The organism is Kribbella shirazensis, from assembly GCF_011761605.1.
Taxonomy (GTDB): Bacteria; Actinomycetota; Actinomycetes; order Propionibacteriales; family Kribbellaceae; genus Kribbella; species Kribbella shirazensis.
The window spans coordinates 3,270,785-3,290,791 of sequence record NZ_JAASRO010000001.1; the positions used below are offsets into that span (position 1 = coordinate 3,270,785).

Here is a 20,007-nt window from a genome sequence, read left to right on the forward strand (position 1 = left end):
GCCTGCATTCCTGATCCCCGCCCGGACACACGGAGTTCGCAGATGATCAGATCGCGCACGATCGCCCTGGCCCTCGCGGCGGTACTCGCCGTACCGCAGCTGGCCGCCGGCACCGCCACCGCGGTGCACCCGACGAGGGGACCGGTGGATCCGCCGGTGCCCGCCATTCCGCAGAAGTACCTCGACCAGCCGATCAACTGGTCGGTCTGCTCGTTCGACGCCGCGGTCAAGCGTCTGTACCCGCAGGCGCCGACCACGAACTGCGCCACGGTCACCGTCCCGATGGACTGGGCCAACCCGGACGCGCACCCGGACGTGAAGGTGGCGATCTCCCACAGCAAGGCCACCGGTACGTCGAAGGGCCTGATGACCACGAACCCGGGCGGACCGGGTGGCGCGGGCCTGACGCTGTCCGCGTCGCTCGCAGTCGAGAAACCGCAGCTGTTCAGCGACTTCGACCTGCTCGGGTTCGACCCGCGCGGCTTCGGTCAGAGCACGCCGCTGCAGTGCATCACCACGACCGAGAAGCTGAACGCGCTGCCGGTGACGCCGGACCACAAGGAGCGCACCAGGCTGACCCACGAGGTCGAGGTGGCCGAGGCGAAGCTGCTGGCCGAGGCGTGCGCGGCGACGGAGTTCGGCCGGTTCGCCAGCAGCCAGCAGACCGTGTACGACATGGAGTTCCTGCGGGCGCTGCTGAAGGCTCGGCAGCTCAACTTCATCGGTTACAGCTACGGCACCTGGCTCGGCGGCTGGTACGCCGATGCGTACCCGGAGCGGGTCGGCCGGTTCGTGCTCGACTCCAACATGGACTGGACCCACACGCAGTGGGAGAACATGAACTTCGACCCGTTCTCCGGCCAGCGGCGGCGGGACACCCAGCTCATCCCGTGGATCGCCCGGCATGCCGACATGATCCAGGGGCTCGGCTCAACGCCGGCGCAGGTGACGGCCAAGTACAACCAGGTTCGCGCCGACCTGGTGAAGCTGGTCAAGGCCGGCACCAGCTCCGTCCGCGGCGACAACCTGGACGGGATGATCTACAGCGCGCAGTACGGCAACGTGCGTTTCATCCGCGCCACACTCGACGTCCTCGTGCACGACGAGTACGTGAAGGACCCGTCGGCGTCCGGTGAGGTCGAGCTGCGGCATGTCGACCGCGCGTGGGCCCGGATCTCGCCCGAGCTGCAGGCGTTCGACACACTCGCCACGATCCGTGCCCGGTACGGCGTGACGCCGGCCGCCTCGTCCGCGGCGGCCGCGGCGGTGCGGGTGGACTCGACCCGGTCGGTGATCGCCGACGCCCGGGCAGCCGCGGTCAGGTCGAAGGGTGACGCGACGGTCAACCTCGGCGCGATCAGTACGACGGTCCGCTGCAACGACACCGCGTTCAGCCACGACCCGCGGTACTACCTGCGCGAGGCGGACAGGATGGCGAAGAAGTACGACTTCTTCGGCTACATGAACGGCGTACCGATGTGTGCGTTCTGGCCGTACCCGCCGCAGGACCGGAGGGTGGACCTGAAGGGCTCGCCGCGGATGCTGATGGTGCAGGACGAGCTGGACCCGGCGACGGCGTACGAGGGTGCCCTGCGCACCCACGAGGCCACCGCCAAGGCGACCCGTTTCGTTGCCATCGACGACGAAGGCCAGCACGGCCAGTACGTCGGCTCGCCGTCGGCCTGCGTGGAGGAGATCGGCGACCGCTTCGTCTTCTCCGGCGAACTACCAGGCAAGGACCAGGTCTGCGGCACGTCCCCACTACCCGCCGAACTCTCGGTCTTCCCGGTGGACGGCCCCGTAGACGGCAACGCCGTACACCTCCCGAGGTCGAAGCAACAGCGAGTCAACCCAATGCTCCAGGAAACCCTCGACACCATCGCAGGCAAGTCACTGCGCTGACCCTGTCCTGCGGATCACCGTGTGCACTCGATGGGGACCTCGGACATCTGACCAGATGTCCGAGGTCCCCACTTCACGGCCGAGGAAAATCGCTGGCTGCGATGCCGCCATGGCGCTACGGTGCAGGGCGAATTCGTTCCAGCCCTCAGCAACTCCAAGGATGTCTGTCAATGAGTGATACGCCGGATCTCGGTCCCGTACCGGAGCGCATCGATGTCGATGCCGACCAGGTCCGTCGTCTCGTGGAACAGCAGTTCCCGCAGTGGGCCGGTCTGCCCGTTCATCTCGTCGCCAACGGCGGCTGGGACAACCGGACGTTTCACCTTGGCACCGACATGGTGGTACGCCTGCCTAGCGCGTCCGAGTACGCCCAGGCGGTCGAGAAGGAACACCGATGGCTTCCGGTTCTCGCTCCTGAACTCCCGATCCCCATTCCCGTCCCGCTGGCGAAGGGCGAGCCCGGCGCGGACTACCCGCATCCGTGGTCGATCTACCGGTGGCTCGACGGTGTGACCGCCACGCCGGACCGTATCGCCGATCCGGTTCGATTCGCACTCGACGTGGCCGGCTTCTTGGCCGCTCTGCAGAGCGTCGACGCCACTGACGGCCCCCAGCCAGGCATCCACAACTGGTTCCGCGGCGCGACCCTGCGCACCTATCACGAGACCACCCAGAGCGCCCTCGAGGAGCTCGAGGGCCGCATCGACGTCGAGCTCGCCCGAGAGATCTGGGCGAGCGCACTCGACGCCCGCTGGGACGGTGTGGACCGGTGGTTCCACGGAGACGTCGCGGAAGGAAATCTCTTGCTCGACGACGGGCAGTTGGCGGCCGTGATCGACTTCGGGACCTGCGGTGTCGGTGACCCGGCCTGTGACCTCGCGATCGCCTGGACGTTGTTGACCACCGACGGTCGCCAGGCATTCCGTGATCGGCTGGCCGTGGATGAGGGCACCTGGGCGCGTGGGCGCGGCTGGGCCCTGTGGAAGACGTTGTCCAGCTACTCCGGCACCTACGACGATGCCGAGAAGAGGTTGGCGGCAGCGAGCGCGAAGCGTGTCCTCGACGAGATCTTCGCCGAGTACGCAGGCAGCCGATCCCCCGCTTCAACGTCCGCCGTACGTCCATCGGTCTGACCGGGAACGGCACGAACCCGGCGCGCCGCGGCCGGCGTACGGCGGTTACTCGCGCGGGGCGGCCTGCTCGGCGTCGATTTCGGCGTCTATCTCCGCTTTGCGTTTGATCCAGCGTTCGCTGAGGCCTTTGACCTCTTCGCTGATGAAGTCGATGAAGCCCAGTGAGACGCGGATGCGGCGGTAGGTGTCGGTGCCTTCGCCGGAGGCGTCGAGGACCTTGCGGAGGGAGTCGGACCAGCGGACCAGGGCGGCGTCCTCGCTCATCATGGTCTGGTACCAGGCGTCGTCCTGGACGACGTACACGTCGCGGCGGCTGCCGGGCTCGCGCTCGCGGGTCGCCAGGCGCAGCTGGAGCAGGTAGTTCACTGCACCGGAGACGGCGGCGGGGCTGGCCTGCAGCTGGTCGGACAGCTCGGCGGCGGTCATCCGGCCGTCCACGCTGGACAGGATCGCGGCGAACACCCGGGCAGCCATCCGGGGCCAGCCGGTCTCGGCCAGCAGGTTGCCGAACTGCTCGGTGTACCGCTTGACGGCGTCGTCGTCTCGCTCTGCGCTCACAGCCCCATCATCTCCTCCCGGGTCCTGTTGACGTGTCAGAGACGCGTTAGAAAGATTCACATTTTTCTGAACGAAGTGTACGTTATGAATCATGACATCAGCCATCGTGGTCTCTGGACTGCACAAGTCGTACGGGAGTACGCACGCCCTCGACGGTCTCGACCTGGAGGTCGCGACCGGTGAGGTGCACGGCTTCCTCGGGCCGAACGGCGCCGGGAAGTCCACCACCATCCGGGTCCTGCTCGGCCTGCTGCGCGGTGATGCCGGCGATGTCTCCTTGCTCGGGGGCGACCCGTGGCACGACGCGGCGAAGCTGCACCGGCGGCTCGCCTACGTTCCCGGTGACGTGAACCTGTGGCCGAACCTGACCGGCGGCGAGGTGATCGACCTGCTCGGCCGGCTCCGCGGCGGCCTGGACGAGAAGAAGCGGGACGAGCTGCTGCGGCGGTTCGACCTCGACCCGACCAAGAAGGGCCGGACGTACTCCAAGGGCAACCGGCAGAAGGTCGCCCTGGTCGCGGCGCTCGCGTCGGATGTCGAGCTGCTGATCCTGGACGAGCCGACCTCCGGCCTGGACCCGCTGATGGAGGAGGTGTTCCGGCAGTGCATCGAGGACGAGCGCCAGCGCGACCGTACCGTGCTGCTGTCGAGCCACATCCTGTCCGAGGTCGAGGCGCTGTGTGACCGGATCAGCATCATCCGCCGCGGCAAGGTCGTCGAGACCGGCACGCTGTCCGATCTCCGTCACCTGACCCGTACGTCGATCCACGCCGAGCTGGCCGGATCGCCGAACGGTCTCGCGCAACTGCCCGGCGTCCACGAGCTCGATGTCGAGGGCAACCGGGTCCGCTGCGAGGTGGACACCGCCCAGCTCGACGCGGTGATGCGGCAGCTGTCCGCGAGCGGGATCAAGAGCCTGGTCGCGCAGCCGCCGACGCTCGAGGAGCTGTTCCTGCGGCACTACGAGGACGACGTCGCGGCTGCTGCTGAGCCTGAGGCGGCCGTGCGATGAGTGACTTCGTCGGTACCGGGACGCTGGTGCGGCTCGCGCTGCGCCGGGACCGGGTCATGCTGCCGATCTGGATCCTGGTCTTCGTGATCACGGCGGCCGGATCGGCCCAGGCGTCGATCGACCTGTACTCCGAACAGAGCGCGCTGGTCGAGGCCGCGCGGACGTCCAACGCGTCCCCGGCCCTGGTCTCGCTGTACGGCCGGATCTTCGACGAGTCCTCGCTCGGGGCGGTCGCGCTGTTCAAGCTCACCGCTTTCGGTGCGCTGCTGGTCGGGTTGCTGGCCGCCATGCTCGTCGTACGGCACACCCGGACCGAAGAGGAGTCCGGGCGGCTCGAACTGTTGAGCGCCGGCGTCCTCGGTCGGTACGCCGCTCTCGCCGCCGCACTGATCGTGTCGGCGGGAACCGTGATCGTGCTCGGTCTGCTGACCGCGCTCGCGCTGATCGGGACCGGGCTGGACGCCAAGGGATCGTTTGCCTTCGGTTTGATGTGGGCGGCGGCCGGTCTGGCGTTCGCCGGGGTGGGCGCCGTGACGGCGCAGGTCAGCGAGGGGGCGCGGTCCGCGAACGGGCTGACGGCCATCGTCCTGGGCGTGGCGTACGTGCTGCGGGCGATCGGCGACTCGTCGGCCGACGGCGGCGCGCGGTGGGTGTCGTGGCTGTCGCCGATCGGGTGGTCGCAGCAGGTGCGGCCGTACGCCGGTGACCGTTTCGTCGTACTGCTGCTGCCGGTGGTGTTCCTCGCCGTGATGATCGCGGCTGCGACGGCGCTGATCCGGCGGCGGGACGTCGGTGCCGGTCTGGTGCGGCCGCGTCCCGGGCCGGCGCGGGCAGCCGCGTCGTTGCGGTCCCCGCTCGCACTGGCCTGGCGGTTGCACCGGGGCTCCTTGTACGCCTGGGGTTTCGCGTTCCTCCTGCTCGGTCTGCTGGTCGGCAACATCGCGAGCAACGTCGACGGGTTCGTCACCAGTGAGAGCGCGAAGGAGATGGTGCAGAAGCTCGGCGGTGTCGAGGGGATCACCGACGCGTTCCTGGCGACCGAGATGGGCATGATGGGTCTGCTCGCGTCGGCGTACGGGATCCAGGCGGCACTCCGGTTGCGGTCCGAGGAGACCGCGTTGCGGGCCGAGCCGCTGCTGGCGACCGGTGTCACCCGGGCGCGGTGGCTGGCGAGTCATGTGCTGATGGCGTTGCTGGGGACCGGCGTACTGATCCTGGTCGCCGGTCTCGGGTCCGGGATCTCGAGCGGTGCGTCGCTGGGGAACCTGGGGCGGCAGATCCCGCAGATGCTCGCGGCGGCCGCCGTACAGCTGCCGGCGATCTGGCTGGTCACCGCACTGGTCGTCATCCTGTTCGGGCTCGCGCCGAAGCTGGTGACCGGGGGATGGGCGCTGTACGGCGTGTTCCTGCTGATCGGTCAGTTCGGCGAGATCTTCAGCCTGCCGCAGTGGATGATCAACCTCAGCCCGTACGGTCACACGCCGCGGCTGCCCGGCGGCGACTTCTCCGCGACGCCTGTGATCTGGCTGACCGCGATCGCCGCGGCACTCACCGTCGCCGGCTTCACCACCTTCCGCCGCCGTGACATCGGCTGAAACCCGGATCGCGCTGGTCTGAGGGGTCCAGCGCTTGGCCCGCCCGGTCCTGTACCGGGCGGGCCTGTCTACGATCGCGGGGTGTTCAGTGAGCGGCTGGTGGACTTCTGGAGTGAGCGGCATCTGTGCGTGCTGAGCACGGTCCGGGCGGACGGGACCGTGCATGCGACGCCGGTGGGCGCGACGCTCGACGTCGAGGCCGGGCTGGTGCGGGTGATCTGTTCCGGTACGTCGTACAAGGCCCGGGCGATCGCGCGGCTCCGGGAGGCGGCGGTCGCGGTGACGCAGGTCGACGGGCGCCGGTGGAGCACGATCGAGGGGCGTGCCGTGGTGATCGACGACCCCGAGCGCGTGCGGGAGGCCGAGCGGCGGTACGCCAAGCGCTACAAGGAGCCGCGGGTCAATCCGCAGCGTGTGGTCCTCGAGATCACCGTCACGAAGGTCCTGGGCAATGCCGGCTGACGCCATCAGCGGCACGGTCACCGTCATCGGCCTCGGCGCCGACGGCTGGCCCGGCTTGTCCCCGGCCGCCCGCGCAGCTGTCGAATCCGCCGAAGTCATCCTCGGCAGCCCCCGCCAACTAGCTTTGCTCCCGTCGACCCCGTCCGCCCTGGTTGCTTGGTCTTCGCCGTTGTCCGAGGGGCTGCCTCGGTTGCTGGAGGAGCACCGCGGGCGGCAAATCTGTGTGCTGGCGAGTGGTGATCCGACCTTCCACGGCATCGGTACGACGTTGGTGCGGCTGCTCGGCGCCGACGCCGTACGCGTCATCCCGCATCCGTCGAGCGTCTCGCTGGCCTGTGCGCGGCTGGGCTGGGCGCAGGACCAGGTGCAAGTGGTCAGCCTGGTCACCAACCCGGCCGAACGGCTGCACCCCCACCTCCAGCCCGACCGGCGGATCCTCGTCCTCAGTCGCGGCGCGCAGTCGCCGGCCGAAGTCGCCGAACTGCTGGTTGCCCGCGGCTACGGTTCCAGTGAGTTCACCGTCCTCGAGCAACTGGGATCCCCGACCGAACGCGTCCGTACGACGGAAGCCGCCGACTGGTCTGACGCAGTCGATCCGCTCAACGTGATCGCCATCCGCTGCCCCGCTGACGCCCCGATCCTCTCCACCGTGTCCGGTCTGCCCGACGACGCCTACGAACACGACGGCCAGCTGACCAAACGCGAGGTTCGTGCGGTCACCCTGTCCCGGCTCGCTCCAGTGCCAGGCCAACTGTTGTGGGACGTCGGCGGCGGCGCGGGCAGTATCGCGATCGAGTGGTCCCGCCACCACCCGTCCTGCCGGGCGATCGCCGTCGAACGCGACCCCGATCGCGCGAAACGCCTCGAACGCAACGCGGCCGCGCTCGGCGCCGCGGTGAACGTCGTGGAAGGCGCGGCTCCCGCGGCACTGGACGGCCTCGAGCAGCCGGACGCGATCTTCATCGGCGGGGGAGCGACGGCATCCGGCATGGTCGACGCCTGCTGGAACGCCCTGCGTCCCGGCGGCCGGCTGGTCGCGAACGGCGTCACGCTGGAGACAGAGGCGCTGATCGCCCAGTGGTACAAGACGTTCGGCGGCGACCTGATCCGGCTGCAGGTCCAACGCGCGTCGGCCGTCGGCGGGATGACCGGCTGGCGCCCCGCGATGCCGGTGACCATCTGGAGTGTGACCAAGTGACGGTTCATTTCATCGGCGCCGGTCCCGGTGCCGCCGACCTGATCACCGTGCGGGGCCGGGACCTGATCGCGTCGTCGCCGGTCTGTCTGTACGCCGGTGCGCTCGTCCCCGTCGAACTCCTCGACCACTGCCCACCCGGCGCGCGCAAGATCGACACCGCGAACCTGAACCTCGACGAGATCATCGCCGAACTCGCCACCGCGCACGCCGACGGCCACGACGTCGCCCGCCTGCACTCCGGCGACCCGTCCGTCTTCAGCGCCATGGCCGAACAGCTGCGCCGCCTCGACACCCTCGGGATCCCGTACGACGTGACGCCCGGCGTCCCGGCGTACGCCGCGGCCGCCGCGACCCTCTCCCGCGAACTGACCGTCCCCGAGGTCGGCCAGACCGTGATCCTCACCCGGATCGGCGGCAGCGCCAGCGCGATGCCGGCCGGGGAAGATCTCGCGACGCTCGGCCGCAGCCGGGCGACGATCGTCCTGCACCTCGCCGTCCAGCAGATCGACCGCGTCGTGGACGAACTGCTCCCGAACTACGGCCCCGACTGTCCGGTGGCGGTGGTCGCCCGGGCCTCCCGCGACGACGAGGTCGTACTCCGGGGCACGCTGGCCGGGATCGCCGACCAGGTGAAGGCCGCTGGTGTGCGCCGTACCGCGGTGATCATCGCCGGAAAGGTGCTGTCGGCAACGGCCTTCCGGGACAGCCATCTGTACTCGGTCGACCGGGCCCGATGAAAGTCCTGCTCCTCGGCGGGACCGGCGAGGCCCGCGAGCTCGCCGGCCTGCTGACCGGGGCCGGGATCGACGTGCTGACCTCGCTCGCCGGCCGCACCACGAACGCCCGGCTGCCGGCCGGTGAAGTGCGTTCGGGCGGATTCGGCGGCGCGGACGGACTGGCGGCGTGGTTGCGTACGCATCCGGTCGACGCGGTGATCGATGCGACGCATCCGTACGCCGCGACGATGACGGCGCATGCGATCGAGGCCGCCCGCGCGACCGGCGTACCGCTGCTGGTCCTCCGTCGCTCCGGCTGGACGCCTGAACCCGGCGACGACTGGCAGCCGGCGGATTCGCACGCGGATGCTGCCGCGATGCTTCCGGCGCTCGGCGCGCGGGTGTTCCTGACGATCGGTCGGCAGGGCCTGGACGCTTACGCCGGCACGGGTCTGTGGACGCTGGCGCGCTGCGTCGACCCGCCCGAACCGCCGCCGTCCTGGTGTGAGTTGCTCCTCGCGCGCGGACCCTTCTCGGAGGCCGACGAGCTGGCTCTGCTGCGGGAGTACCGGATCGACGTGCTGGTGACCAAGAACAGTGGCGGTGCGGCGACTGCGGCCAAACTGCGTGCCGCACGTCAGTTGGACCTCCCAGTGGTGCTGATCCGCCGACCGGCCCTGCCTGCAGAAGCCGAGACCGTCAGTTCGGTCGAACAAGCAGCTCAGTGGGTAATGCGGCAGAACCCCGCCTGAGCGCCCCCCGGCGGGCGGTCGATAGATTGACGCCATGGGGATTCAGATCGCGCCGAGCATCCTGGCCGCCGACTTCGCGCGGCTGGCCGACGAGGCGGCGGCGGTGTCGAACGCCGACTGGCTGCACGTCGACGTGATGGACAACCACTTCGTGCCGAACCTGACCCTCGGGATGCCGGTGGTCGAGTCGCTGGCCAAGGCGACCGGCATGCCGCTCGACTGTCACCTGATGATCGAGGACCCGGACCGCTGGGCGCCGGGGTACGTCGAGGCGGGCGCGTCGAGCGTCACGTTCCATGTCGAGGCCTGCCGGGCGCCGATCCGGACCGCCCGGGAGATCCGCGCGAAGGGCGCCCGGGCCGCGATGGCGCTGAGGCCCGCGACGCCGATCGAGCCGTACGAGGACATGCTGTCCGAGCTCGACATGATCCTGATCATGACCGTGGAGCCCGGCTTCGGCGGGCAGAAGTTCCTCGACGTCTGCGTGCCGAAGATCCGGCGGACCCGCGAACTGCTCGACAAACACGGCCTGGACCTGTGGATCGAGATCGACGGGGGAGTGTCGGCCGAGACGATCGAGCGCTGCGCCGAGGCCGGCGCCGACGTGTTCGTGGCCGGCTCCGCGGTGTACGCCGCCGACGACCCGAACGCGATGGTCGAACACCTACGCGGTCTCGCCGAGCAAGTCGGCGGCCGGTAACTCCGGCCGCTGCTCCGACGGCACCCGCAGCAACAGCACGAACGAAACCCCCGCGAGCACGGCGGCCAGCAGCCAGACGTACCGCACCCCGAAGCTCTCCACCACGGCCCCGGACACTGCGGACCCCACCGCCGCACCGCCCATGGCCGCGCTACCCATCCACCCGAACACCTCGGTCCGCACCGAATCCGGCGTCAACGCGCCAAGACGCTCGTACAGCGCACCGATCGCCGGGGCCAACGTCAGCCCGGAAACCGCCAGCGCCACACCGAGCGCCACGGGCGACCAGGTCGCGAACACGCACAACAGCATCCCGGCCGTGACCAGGGCGGCCCGCCGCCACAGGTACGACGTACGCCGACCGGGCAATGCGCCCGCGACGGCTCCGCCGACCAGGCTGCCGAACGCCCAGACGGCCTCCATGATCCCGGCGATCAGCCGATCGCCGTGCTCGTCCGCGAACGCCACGATGCCGAGCGAGACGCCGCTGAACGCCGTCACCCACAGACCGAAGGACAGGATCAACGGCAGACGGTGCCGATGCCAGAGCAACTGGCGAGCTGTCAGTGGCACCTCGCCGCGATCGTCCCGTGGCCGTGGCTCCGGTTGTCGCAACGCGTACCACCAGATGAAGACCGCGGCCATCGCGGCCGCGAGCAACACGCCGAGCCGCGGGCTCGCGACACTCACCGCGGTCGCGCCGAGCATCGGCCCGACCATGAACAGCAGCTCTTGGGCGGTCGCATCCACCGCGTACGCCGTGCGCAGCGCGGGGCCCTCGACCACCCGGGGCCACGCGGCCCGCAACGTCTGCATCACCGGCGGGACGAGCGCGCCGGCGAGCAGAGTGAGCAAGGGCATCAGCCGGTACAGCCCGGCCGGCAGCAGGGCGAGGGCGACGAGCGCCACGCTCCACGCCATCCCGGTCACGAGCAGGACGCCGCGTGGGCCACGGCGATCCGCCGTCCGGGACCACAGCGGCCCGGCGATCGCCATGCCCACCGAGTAGGCACCGGCGACCACGCCGGCCCAGCGGAACGACCCTCCCGTGTCCTTCGCGAGGAACGCGACCGGCACCATCGTGGCCAGCATGGGCAGCCGGGCGAGCAACGACGACGCCAGCAGCGCCGGCACACCGCGCGTCCGCGCCAGCTCGCGGTACCCGGACAACTCCATGGCTGAATTCTGGACCCGCCCACCGACAATTCTCGACGTGTCACCCGACGCAGTGCCGAGCTGACGGAGACGGCCCGCCTACGATGGGCCGGTGACCGAGCACAAACCGGTGGAGAGCTGGCTGACCGACATGGACGGCGTGCTGGTGCACGAGGAGCGTGCGATCGCCGGCGCGAGTGAGTTCATCGCCGCGCTACAGGCGTCCGGCAAGAGCTTCCTGGTCCTCACGAACAACTCGATCTTCACCCCGCGGGACCTCCGCGCCCGCCTGCTTGCCGCGGGCATCGACATCCCGGAGACGTCGATCTGGACCAGCGCGCTCGCCACCGCCCAGTTCCTCGACGACCAGCGTCCGGGCGGGACGGCGTACGTGATCGGCGAGGCGGGGCTGACCACGGCGCTGCACGAGGTCGGGTACGTGCTGACCGAGCGCGCCCCGGACTACGTCGTCCTGGGCGAGACGCGGACGTACTCGTTCGAGGCGATCACCAAGGCGATCCGGCTGATCGCCGAGGGCGCGCGGTTCATCGCGACGAACCCGGATCCGACCGGCCCGTCGACCGAGGGCCCGCTGCCCGCGACCGGTTCGGTGGCGGCGCTCATCACCCGGGCGACCGGTGTCGCGCCGTACTTCGTCGGCAAGCCGAACCCGCTGATGATGCGCAGCGCGCTGAACCGCATCGAGGCGCACTCCGAGACCACCGTGATGATCGGCGACCGGATGGACACCGACATCATCAGCGGCCTCGAGGCCGGGCTGCGGAGCGTGCTCGTGCTGTCCGGGTCGACCGGCGAGCACGAGGTCGAGCGGTTCCCGTACCGCCCGACCCGCATCGTCGCCTCGATCGCGGACGTCGTACCGCTGGTGAGCGCCCTCTCCTAGCAAGTGAGCGTGCGGAACCCGTACCCCTGCGCCTTCAGCGCCTGCAGGATCGCGGGCAGCGCGGCCACCGTCTGTGTACGGTTGCCGCCGCCGTCGTGCATCAGGATCACCGAGCCGTTCCGCACGTTCTTCAGCACGTGTTGCACGATCGCGGTGGTCCCCGGCTTCTTCCAGTCCCGTGAGTCCACGGTCCACACCACCAGGTCCTTGCCGAGCGCCTTCGCCCGCTGCCGGACCGTTGCGCTCACCGCGCCGTACGGCGGCCGCAGACACGCCGGCGTACTGCCGGTCTGGGCGCGGATCACCTCGTCCGTCGACGCGAGCTGCTGCCGGAACGCGGTCGCGCTCAGGCTGCGGAGGTCGGCGTGCGTCCAGGTGTGGTTCTGCACGCTGTGGCCGGCCGCGTGGATCCGCTTGGTCAGCTCGGGATGCTTGACCACGTTCTGACCGATCTCGAAGAAGGTCGCCTTGGCGTCGTACTTCGCGAGGATGTCGAGCACCTTCGGGGTGTACTCGACATCCGGACCGTCGTCGAAGGTCAGTACGACGTACTTGCTGGGCAACGGGGTCTTCGAGGTGGTGGCCGGCCCCGCCGACAGGGCTGGCGTGGGCGTGGCCGGCTTCGCGGGTGATCTCGCGGCGGCGACGACGACCGTGCCGATCACCGCGCTCACCAGCATCATGATCGCCAGGCCGACGACCCTGTTCCCCGCACGCGTCAAGCGAACGTCCATGTGCCCCCCAGGGCGGGTGGGTGGTTCACATCCTCACTGGAACCTCACAGGCTCACGCTAGAGCACTTGTGACAGGAATTGACGTAACCTCGGCGACTCGGCCGCGCCGAAGATCTGCGCGGGGACGCCGGACTCGACCACGACCCCGTGGTCCATGAACGCGACCTGGTCCGCGACCTCGCGCGCGAATCCCATCTCGTGGGTGACCACAACCATCGTCATCCCGGCCTGGGCGAGGTCGGCCATCAGCGCCAGCACGCCCTTGACGAGCTCCGGATCGAGCGCCGACGTCGCCTCGTCGAACAGCATCACCTCGGGCTCCATCGCCAGCGCCCGCGCGATCGCGACCCGCTGCTGCTGACCGCCGGACAGGTTCCCGGGCCGCGCGCCGGCCTTCTGCGCGAGACCGACCAGCTCGAGTTGTGCGCGCGCAGCGGCCTGTGCCGCGTCCGCGTCGAGCTTCTTGATCTTGCGCAGCGGCAGCGTGATGTTGTCCAGCACGCTCTTGTGCGGGAACAGGTTGAAGTGCTGGAACACCATCCCGATCCGGCGCCGCAGGACGTCCGGATCGCCCCGCAGTACCGACTCGCCGCCGAGCTTCACGTCGCCCGCGTCCGGCTCGAGCAGCCGGTTGATGGCCCGCAGCAACGTCGACTTGCCGGACCCCGACGGGCCGATCACGCAGGCCGTCTGCCCGGCCGGTACGGCGAGATCGACGCCGCGGAGGACCTTGTTGGCGCCGAAGGCGAGCTCGACGCCGCTGACCTCCAGGCTTGCCGCGTCAACGGTTCGCATGGGCGAGATCCTCCAGTTGTACGTCTTCCGACTCGACCGGGCGGCCTTCGCGCAGCCGCTTGTCGAAGTGGTTCACCAGGTGGGTCAGCGGCACCGTGATCACCAGGTAGAAGATGCCCGCGAGCAACAACGGCGACAGGTTGCCGTTGGTCGCGGCCGCGTCCTGGCCGATCCGGAACAGTTCGCGCTGACTCGCCAGCAGGCCGAGGAAGTAGACGAGGCTGGACTCCTTCACGAGCGCGATGAACTGGTTCACGAGCGCCGGGAGCACCCGCCGTACGCCTTGCGGGATGACGACCAGGCGCATGCCGCTGGTGTAGCTGAAGCCGAGCGCGCGGGCGGCCTCGAGCTGGCCCTTCTCCACGCTCTGGATGCCGGAGCGGAAGATCTCGCCGATGTACGCCGCCGCGATCAGCGAGAGCGCGAGGATGCCGAGCGGGTACGGGTTCGGTCCCCACCAGTGCCGGGTGATCGGGGACAGGCCCTGGCCGATCAGCAGGATGGTGAGGATCGCGGGCAGGCCGCGGAAGATGTCGGTGTAGATCTTCGCCGGCCAGCGCAGCCAGGGCTTCGCGGACAGGGCGAGGACCGCCACGATCATGCCGAGCACAGTGCCCAGCACGACCGAGGCGGCCGCCAGAACGAGGGTGTTGACCAGTCCCACCTTCAGCATCTCGGGCAGGACCGCCTTCATCGACTCCCAGTCGAGGAAGGTGTCACTCAGGGTGGACCAGATATCCATCAGGACTTGGGCGCCGTGAACTTGACCGATCCGCTGCCCGGCTTGAAGTTCGCCGGTACGGCGCGACCCGGGTAGTACTGCTCGACCAGCTTGGTCCAGGTGCCGTCGGCGATGACCTCGTCGAGGGCCTTGTTCAGCGCCTCCCGGAGCTTGTCGTTGTTCTTGGCCACCGCGAACGCCATCGGCGCGTCGCTCAGCTCCTTCGCGGCCAGGATCACCGTGCCGCCGCCCTGCTCCTTGGCCATCTTCTCGCCGATCTCGGCCGGCGAGACCCACGCGTCCGCCGTACCGGCCTTGAGCTGGCCGAGCGCGGCGTTGTAGTTCGGGACGCGGACCGGGTTCAGGTTCTTGCTCGTGGCGTAGTCGTCCTGGACGGTGCCCTGCACGACCACGACCCGCTTGCCGGAGAGTTGGTCGAAGGACTTGATACCGGAGTCCTTCGTCGTGTTCAGGCCGAGGTAGCCGAAGTCGTACCCGTTGCTGAACGCAACCGTCTTCTTCCGCGCCTCGGTGACCGTGATCGACGAGCTGCCGAGGTCGAACTGGCCGCCGTTCACCTGCGACAGCAGGGCGGAGAAGTCGGTGCCGACGAACTCCGGCTTCAGGTTGAGCTTGGCCGCCACCGCGGTGATCAGGTCGTTGTCGAAGCCGGTGAACTTGCCGTCCTTCACGTACACGTTCGGCGGCGCGTCGGTGAGCGTCCCGATCCGCAACGTCCCGGCCTGCATCAGCCCGAGGTCCGGGCCCGACGCGGAATCCTTCTGATCGCTGCCACAGGCAACCATCGCCGCGGTCAGGGTGATGGCACCGGCCACTGCGACAACCCGCCGAAAAGCGCCGAACGCGCGCACAACTGTCTCCTCACAACGTCAACGAACGCAGGGCGATCCGCCCCACCTCCGCAACTCAACACCAGCCGGGGACGCGGAAATTCCGGCCCGACGAGGGATGAGACGAGGGCAAAAGTGCAGTCGGCTTGTGCTATATCCGGCGGGTCAGCCGTGATGCTGCTCATAGTGTGCGAGGGCGTCGGCCGTGCGGCCGGCGCCGTACGCGAGGAGGAGCTCGGCCACGGCGGGCGACTCGGCGGCCGCCGCCGCGGCGGCGCGCTGGATCTCGTCGGCCGAGGCGACGGCGCGGAACAGGTCCTGGATCTCCCGTACGACGGCCCGCGCGGACGGCGGCGCGTCGTGCGGTGCCGGTGCCGGCCATGGCGCGGTCTCGACGGACAGCCCGGTCGGCGACGCGAACGGCGCCTGTCCCGAACCGGGACCTGATGCGCCGGGTGGGCGCCGGACCTGTGCCGTGGTGGGGCGCGTGTAGGCGCCGGTGGCGGCGCGGATGCCGTCCAGTTCGTGGGCGATGTTCTCCGGCTCGATCCCGCCGGCGACGGCCAGGTCGGCGAGCTCGGAGACGGCCCGCAGCCGCGCGACCACCGCGGGATTGCCGATCTTCACCCGCTGCGCGCTGACCAGCTGCGAGAGCATCGGCGCGGACAGGCCGAGCACCTGGGCCAGCCCGCCCTGGGTCAGGCCGAGCGTCCCGGTGATCCGCCGGACCACCTCGCCCAGCGGCTCCCCGTACAGCTCGACCTGCTGCTGCAGATTGTGTGCCGTCTGCTCCATGCCCAGGATCTTCGCACTTGCGAACGCTAATTTCCACCCTCAGAGGGTCGGATTATTGCAATCGCAAACAGTCTCGGTTTGCTGCAGGGAAGGTGAGCGGTCGTGAAAGACTGCTGCCGATGGACTCGGCGGCGGTCACCAGGCTGACACGTGACCGGGTGCGACTGCTGGTGGCCGCGCTCGCGATCACGACGACGGTCGGCTACGGCGTCCTCACCTACGCGTTCAGCGCCCTCCTCGGCCCGATGAGCGACGAGCTGTCCATCTCCACCACCACGGCCGTCGGCGCCTCGACCGTCGCCGTCCTGGTCAGCGGCCTGATGTCCATCCCCGTCGGACGCCGCCTGGACGTGCGGGGCGGCCGCGGCCTGATGAGCGGCGGCTCGCTCCTGGCCGCACTCGCCGTCCTGGGCTGGTCGCAGGTCCAGAACACCGTTCAGCTGTACGCCGTCTTCGTCGTGATCGGGATCGCGAGCGCGATGGTCCTCTACCCACCGGCGTTCGCCGTCGTGGTCGCGGTCGCGGAACCGTCCGCCCGGAACAGTTCGATCCTCACGATCACCATGGTCGGCGGCCTGGCGAGCTCGATCTTCATCCCGCTCACGGGTTATCTCGCTCACACCTACGGCTGGCGGGCTGCACTCGTCGTCCTCGCCGGCCTGGTGGCCACCACCACGGTCCCGCTGCACCTGCTCGCCGTACCCCGGCGTCCGCGGCTGCCGCGCACCGGCGTACCGTACGCCAAGTCTGCGGCCCGGGTTCTGCGCGATCCGGGGTTCTGGCTGCTCGCCGGTGCGTTCGTCGTGCACAGCGCCGGGCTGGCCGTGATCTCGGTCCACCTCGTGCTGTACCTCGTCAGCCTCGGTCATCCGCCGGCACGGGCGGCGAGTCTCGCCGGGCTGCTCGGCCTGCTGTCGGTCACCGGACGGCTGGTGGCGAGTGTGTCCGCCCGGTGGTTGCCGATGGCGACGATCACCGCCCTGATCATGCTCGGTCAGGGTGCCGCGGTCGCCCTGCTGCCCGCGGTCGGAATGCACGTCGGCGGGGCGATCGGGTGCCTGGTGCTGTTCGGCCTCGGGTTCGGGGTGTCGTCGGTCGCGATGCCGGCGATCCTGCTCGACCGGTACGGCGCGACCGGGTTCGGCACAATCGCCGGGATGATCGGCACACCGGCCACGATCGCCAAGGCGGTCGGTCCGCTCGGCGCCGCGTGGCTGGCCGAGGCGTTCGGGTACCGCCCGCTGATGTTCACGGTGGCCGTCGGGTGTGTGTCGGCCGCCGTCGCGCTGGCCCTCAGCCGGCGGTTGGCCGCCCCGGCGTCGACCACGATGTGACCTGGGTCGTGGTGCTGGTTGCGGGGGAGGGCATACTTGAAGCACGAGTGAACCCACTCGCGTGCTCCGGGGTCGGTGTAATTCCGAGCCGGCGGTAATAGTCCGCGACCCGGTCGCTGTGGTTCGGCGATCGGTTGACCTGGTGGAATTCCAGGACCGACGGTGAAAGTCCGGATGGGAGGCGCACGCGATCGGCGGGTGTGCTCCGGCATCCGGTCAGGCGGTGCGCGCGGGACGGCGTACGGCGGGACCCGGGCGGCGGAGCGTGGTCGCCGGTTGTCACGAGACCCCGGAAGCGCGGACCGTGACGACGAGGGGCCCGAGCAGTGAACGACGCGTCGCCGATGGACGTCGCCTGGATGCGGCGTGCCGTCGAGTTGGCCGCGAGAGGTACCGGCAGCACGCACCCCAACCCGGTCGTCGGCTGTGTGATCACCGGCCGCGACGGGCATCCGGTGGGCGAGGGCTTCCACGCCGTTGCCGGTGGCCCGCATGCCGAGGTCGAGGCGCTCCGGATGGCCGGAGCGGCGGCCCGTGGCGGTACGGCGTACGTCACGCTGGAGCCGTGTAACCACACCGGCCGGACCGGTCCGTGCGCCGACGCCCTGATCGAGGCGGGGATCGCCCGGGTCGTGTACGCCGTACCCGATCCGAACCGGACCGCGGCGGGCGGCGCCGACAAGCTGGCCAGCAAGAACATCGAGGTCGTGCAGGGCGTCCTGCGGGCCGAGGCGGAAGCGGTCAACCACGTCTGGCTGCACAGCGTCCGGACCGGGCGGCCGTTCGTCACCTGGAAGTTCGCGACCACGCTCGACGGGCGGTCCGCGGCGCCGGACCGGACCAGCAAGTGGATCACCGGCCCGATCGCACGGGCCGACGTCCACCGGCTGCGGGCCGAGTGCGACGCGATCGCCGTCGGCACCCAGACGGTGCTGGCCGACGACCCCGAGCTGACGGTCCGCGACGAGTTCGACGTCCCCGCGGCGCGGCAGCCGCTGCGGGTGGTGGTCGGCGACCGCGAGATCCCGCCGACCGCGCGGATCCGCAACGACCGCGCCGAGACGTTGCTGCTGCCGACCCATGATCCCGCCGAGGTGCTCCGGCAGCTGGACGACCGGCAGATCCGGCACCTCTGGCTCGAAGGCGGGCCGACACTGGCCGCCGCGTTCCTGCGCGCCGGTCTGGTCGACCGGATCGTCGCGTACGTCGCCCCGGCCGTGCTCGGTTCCGGCTACGCCGCGGTCGGCGACCTCGGCGCGGAATCGATCGACCACCTGCGGCGGTTCAAGCTAGCGGATGTCACCCGGCTCGGCGACGACGTCCGGCTGACCCTGGTCCCTCTGGGAGGAAAGTAGATGTTCACCGGCATCATCGAGGAGCTCGGCACGGTCGAGTCCCTGGACCTGCTGGACGGCGACGCCGCCCGGCTCACGATCCGCGCTCGGTTGGTGACCGAGGACGCCGGCCACGGCGACTCGATCGCGGTCAACGGCTGTTGCCTGACGGTGGTCGACCATGGTGGCGCGACCTTCACCGCGGACGTGATGCGCGAGACGCTGCGGCGTACCAGCCTCGGCGGTCTGGAGAAGGGATCGCCGGTCAACCTCGAGCGCGCGGTCACGGCGCACGAGCGGCTCGGCGGGCACATCGTCCAGGGCCACGTCGACGGCACCGGCACGATCGCGGCGCGGACGCCCGGCGAGCACTGGGAGGACGTCCGGGTCGCGACGTCCCCGGCGATTCTGCGGTACGTCGCCGAGAAGGGCTCGATCGCCATCGACGGCGTGTCGCTGACCGTCACCGACGTCGACGACGAGAGCGGAACGTTCGGGGTCAGCCTGATCCCGACGACGCTGGAGCTGACCGTGCTGGGCCGCAACCAGGTCGGCGACACCGTCAACCTCGAGGTCGACGTGATCGCGAAGTACGTCGACAGACTGCTCGGCGCCGGCAACACAGCAGGCGACACAGCGGGCAATACAGCGGGCAACGTGAAGGACAACGGAGGCGTGCGGTGAACCCGATCGACTGGTTGTTGCACTCCGAGGTGGTGATCGCCGGCTCGGCGGTGCTCGTCCGCGAGATCGTCGGCAACGTGTTCGGTCTGGCCAGTGCGCTGTTCGGCATGCGCCGGCGGGTCGCGGCGTGGCCGGTCGGCATCGTCGGCAACGTGCTGCTGTTCACGGTCTTCGTCGGCGGGATCTTCGACACCCCGCAGGACAAGGACCTCTGGGGCCAGGCCGGGCGCCAGGTGTTCTTCGCGCTGGTCAGCCTGTACGGCTGGTACCGCTGGTACCAGACCCGGCACCACGGTGCCGCGGCCGCCGTGCAGCCGCGCTGGGCGACCACCCGCGAGCGGCTCGAACTGCTCGGGATCGCGGTCGTGCTGTATGCGATCTCGTACGTCGTGCTGCGCGAGCTGGGCTCGTGGGGCCCGCAGTGGGACGCATGGATCCTCACCGGGTCGATCCTGGCGACGTACGGCATGGCGCGTGGGTTCGTCGAGTTCTGGCTGATCTGGATCGCGGTCGACGTGGTCGGCGTACCGCTGCTGCTGCAGTCCGGGTTCTACCCGTCGGCGACGATGTACATCGTCTACGGGCTGTTCTGCGTGGTCGGGTTCGCGTCCTGGTGGCGGATCCAGAACCGTGAGCGCGTCGAGACACCCGAGCCTGCGGTGGTGGGCTGAG

At 69.8% G+C, this 20,007-nt stretch carries 21 protein-coding genes and 1 riboswitch; of the genes, 14 read left to right on the plus strand and 7 right to left on the minus strand.

From position 1 onward, the window contains the following. The first annotated feature begins 42 nt into the window (after positions 1–42). Both BJY22_RS16135 and BJY22_RS16140 read left to right on the plus strand, forming a co-directional pair. Positions 43–1,902, plus strand: a complete 1,860-nt coding sequence (locus BJY22_RS16135; RefSeq protein WP_167207636.1) for an alpha/beta hydrolase — start codon at positions 43–45, stop codon at positions 1,900–1,902. A 170-nt stretch (positions 1,903–2,072) separates the two neighbouring features. Continuing rightward, positions 2,073–3,035 (plus strand): aminoglycoside phosphotransferase family protein, encoded by a 963-nt coding sequence (locus tag BJY22_RS16140; protein ID WP_167207638.1) that lies wholly within the window; start codon positions 2,073–2,075, stop codon positions 3,033–3,035. Between the two features lie 45 nt (positions 3,036–3,080). Here the strand turns inward: BJY22_RS16140 and BJY22_RS16145 are convergent, their stop codons facing one another. Further along, positions 3,081–3,593, minus strand: a complete 513-nt coding sequence (locus tag BJY22_RS16145; RefSeq protein ID WP_337758736.1) for a GbsR/MarR family transcriptional regulator — start codon at positions 3,591–3,593, stop codon at positions 3,081–3,083. A 91-nt stretch (positions 3,594–3,684) separates the two neighbouring features. On the opposite strand from BJY22_RS16145, the gene BJY22_RS16150 reads away from it, so the two are divergent. The 7 genes from BJY22_RS16150 to rpe all read left to right on the plus strand — a co-directional run bounded on the left by BJY22_RS16150 (position 3,685) and on the right by rpe (position 10,028). Then, on the plus strand, positions 3,685–4,605 hold the full coding sequence (locus BJY22_RS16150) for an ABC transporter ATP-binding protein (protein WP_167207639.1): 921 nt from the start codon (positions 3,685–3,687) through the stop codon (positions 4,603–4,605). Further along, positions 4,602–6,200 (plus strand): ABC transporter permease, encoded by a 1,599-nt coding sequence (locus tag BJY22_RS16155; protein ID WP_167207642.1) that lies wholly within the window; start codon positions 4,602–4,604, stop codon positions 6,198–6,200. The genes BJY22_RS16150 and BJY22_RS16155 overlap by 4 nt, the downstream gene beginning before the upstream one ends. A gap of 81 nt (positions 6,201–6,281) precedes the next feature. Continuing rightward, positions 6,282–6,662, plus strand: a complete 381-nt coding sequence (locus BJY22_RS16160) for a TIGR03618 family F420-dependent PPOX class oxidoreductase (protein WP_167207643.1) — start codon at positions 6,282–6,284, stop codon at positions 6,660–6,662. Continuing rightward, positions 6,652–7,860 (plus strand): precorrin-6y C5,15-methyltransferase (decarboxylating) subunit CbiE, encoded by a 1,209-nt coding sequence (cbiE, locus tag BJY22_RS16165; protein WP_167207645.1) that lies wholly within the window; start codon positions 6,652–6,654, stop codon positions 7,858–7,860. The genes BJY22_RS16160 and cbiE overlap by 11 nt, the downstream gene beginning before the upstream one ends. Continuing rightward, positions 7,857–8,597 carry a precorrin-4 C(11)-methyltransferase gene (gene cobM, locus BJY22_RS16170; RefSeq protein ID WP_167207647.1) on the plus strand — a complete coding sequence of 247 codons (741 nt, stop codon included), beginning with the start codon at positions 7,857–7,859 and terminating at the stop codon, positions 8,595–8,597. The genes cbiE and cobM overlap by 4 nt, the downstream gene beginning before the upstream one ends. After that, a complete protein-coding gene (locus tag BJY22_RS16175; RefSeq protein WP_167207649.1) occupies positions 8,594–9,328 on the plus strand; it encodes a cobalt-precorrin-6A reductase in 735 nt (244 codons plus the stop codon). Before cobM ends, BJY22_RS16175 begins: the two co-directional genes overlap by 4 nt. A 34-nt stretch (positions 9,329–9,362) precedes the next feature. Then, a complete protein-coding gene (gene rpe, locus BJY22_RS16180; RefSeq protein WP_167207651.1) occupies positions 9,363–10,028 on the plus strand; it encodes a ribulose-phosphate 3-epimerase in 666 nt (221 codons plus the stop codon). Here the strand turns inward: rpe and BJY22_RS16185 are convergent. Next, positions 9,993–11,204: an MFS transporter gene (locus BJY22_RS16185; RefSeq protein ID WP_167207653.1), complete on the minus strand. Its 1,212-nt coding sequence runs from the start codon at positions 11,202–11,204 to the stop codon at positions 9,993–9,995. The genes rpe and BJY22_RS16185 overlap by 36 nt on opposite strands. Before the next feature lie 130 nt (positions 11,205–11,334). Here BJY22_RS16185 and BJY22_RS16190 point away from each other — a divergent pair, with 130 nt between their 5' ends. Beyond that, positions 11,335–12,087, plus strand: a complete 753-nt coding sequence (locus BJY22_RS16190) for an HAD-IIA family hydrolase (protein WP_167218296.1) — start codon at positions 11,335–11,337, stop codon at positions 12,085–12,087. On the opposite strand, the gene BJY22_RS16195 is transcribed toward BJY22_RS16190, so the two are convergent. The 5 genes from BJY22_RS16195 to BJY22_RS16215 form a co-directional block, all read right to left on the minus strand. Next, positions 12,084–12,821: a polysaccharide deacetylase family protein gene (locus BJY22_RS16195; RefSeq protein ID WP_238350376.1), complete on the minus strand. Its 738-nt coding sequence runs from the start codon at positions 12,819–12,821 to the stop codon at positions 12,084–12,086. The two genes, BJY22_RS16190 and BJY22_RS16195, sit on opposite strands and share 4 nt — an antisense overlap. A gap of 57 nt (positions 12,822–12,878) precedes the next feature. After that, positions 12,879–13,616: an amino acid ABC transporter ATP-binding protein gene (locus BJY22_RS16200; RefSeq protein WP_167207655.1), complete on the minus strand. Its 738-nt coding sequence runs from the start codon at positions 13,614–13,616 to the stop codon at positions 12,879–12,881. Further along, positions 13,603–14,358 carry an amino acid ABC transporter permease gene (locus tag BJY22_RS16205; RefSeq protein ID WP_167207657.1) on the minus strand — a complete coding sequence of 252 codons (756 nt, stop codon included), beginning with the start codon at positions 14,356–14,358 and terminating at the stop codon, positions 13,603–13,605. Before BJY22_RS16205 ends, BJY22_RS16200 begins: the two co-directional genes overlap by 14 nt. Continuing rightward, on the minus strand, positions 14,358–15,209 hold the full coding sequence (locus tag BJY22_RS16210; protein WP_167207659.1) for a transporter substrate-binding domain-containing protein: 852 nt from the start codon (positions 15,207–15,209) through the stop codon (positions 14,358–14,360). Before BJY22_RS16210 ends, BJY22_RS16205 begins: the two co-directional genes overlap by 1 nt. Before the next feature lie 144 nt (positions 15,210–15,353). After that, on the minus strand, positions 15,354–15,983 hold the full coding sequence (locus tag BJY22_RS16215) for a helix-turn-helix domain-containing protein (protein WP_167207661.1): 630 nt from the start codon (positions 15,981–15,983) through the stop codon (positions 15,354–15,356). A gap of 119 nt (positions 15,984–16,102) precedes the next feature. Here BJY22_RS16215 and BJY22_RS16220 point away from each other — a divergent pair, with 119 nt between their 5' ends. The 4 genes from BJY22_RS16220 (at position 16,103) to pnuC (ending at position 20,006) form a co-directional block, all read left to right on the plus strand. After that, entirely contained in the window at positions 16,103–17,317 is a 1,215-nt protein-coding gene (locus tag BJY22_RS16220) for an MFS transporter (RefSeq protein WP_167207663.1), read from the plus strand. Positions 17,318–17,375: 58 nt separating this feature from the next. Beyond that, positions 17,376–17,507: riboswitch (FMN riboswitch) on the plus strand. A 154-nt stretch (positions 17,508–17,661) separates the two neighbouring features. Continuing rightward, positions 17,662–18,672: a bifunctional diaminohydroxyphosphoribosylaminopyrimidine deaminase/5-amino-6-(5-phosphoribosylamino)uracil reductase RibD gene (gene ribD, locus BJY22_RS16225; RefSeq protein ID WP_167218300.1), complete on the plus strand. Its 1,011-nt coding sequence runs from the start codon at positions 17,662–17,664 to the stop codon at positions 18,670–18,672. Beyond that, positions 18,673–19,335, plus strand: coding sequence for a riboflavin synthase (locus tag BJY22_RS16230; RefSeq protein WP_167207665.1), 663 nt, complete (start codon positions 18,673–18,675; stop codon positions 19,333–19,335). It abuts the gene before it with no gap. Further along, positions 19,332–20,006, plus strand: coding sequence for a nicotinamide riboside transporter PnuC (gene pnuC, locus BJY22_RS16235; RefSeq protein ID WP_167207667.1), 675 nt, complete (start codon positions 19,332–19,334; stop codon positions 20,004–20,006). Before BJY22_RS16230 ends, pnuC begins: the two co-directional genes overlap by 4 nt. The last annotated feature ends 1 nt before the right edge of the window (position 20,007 follow it).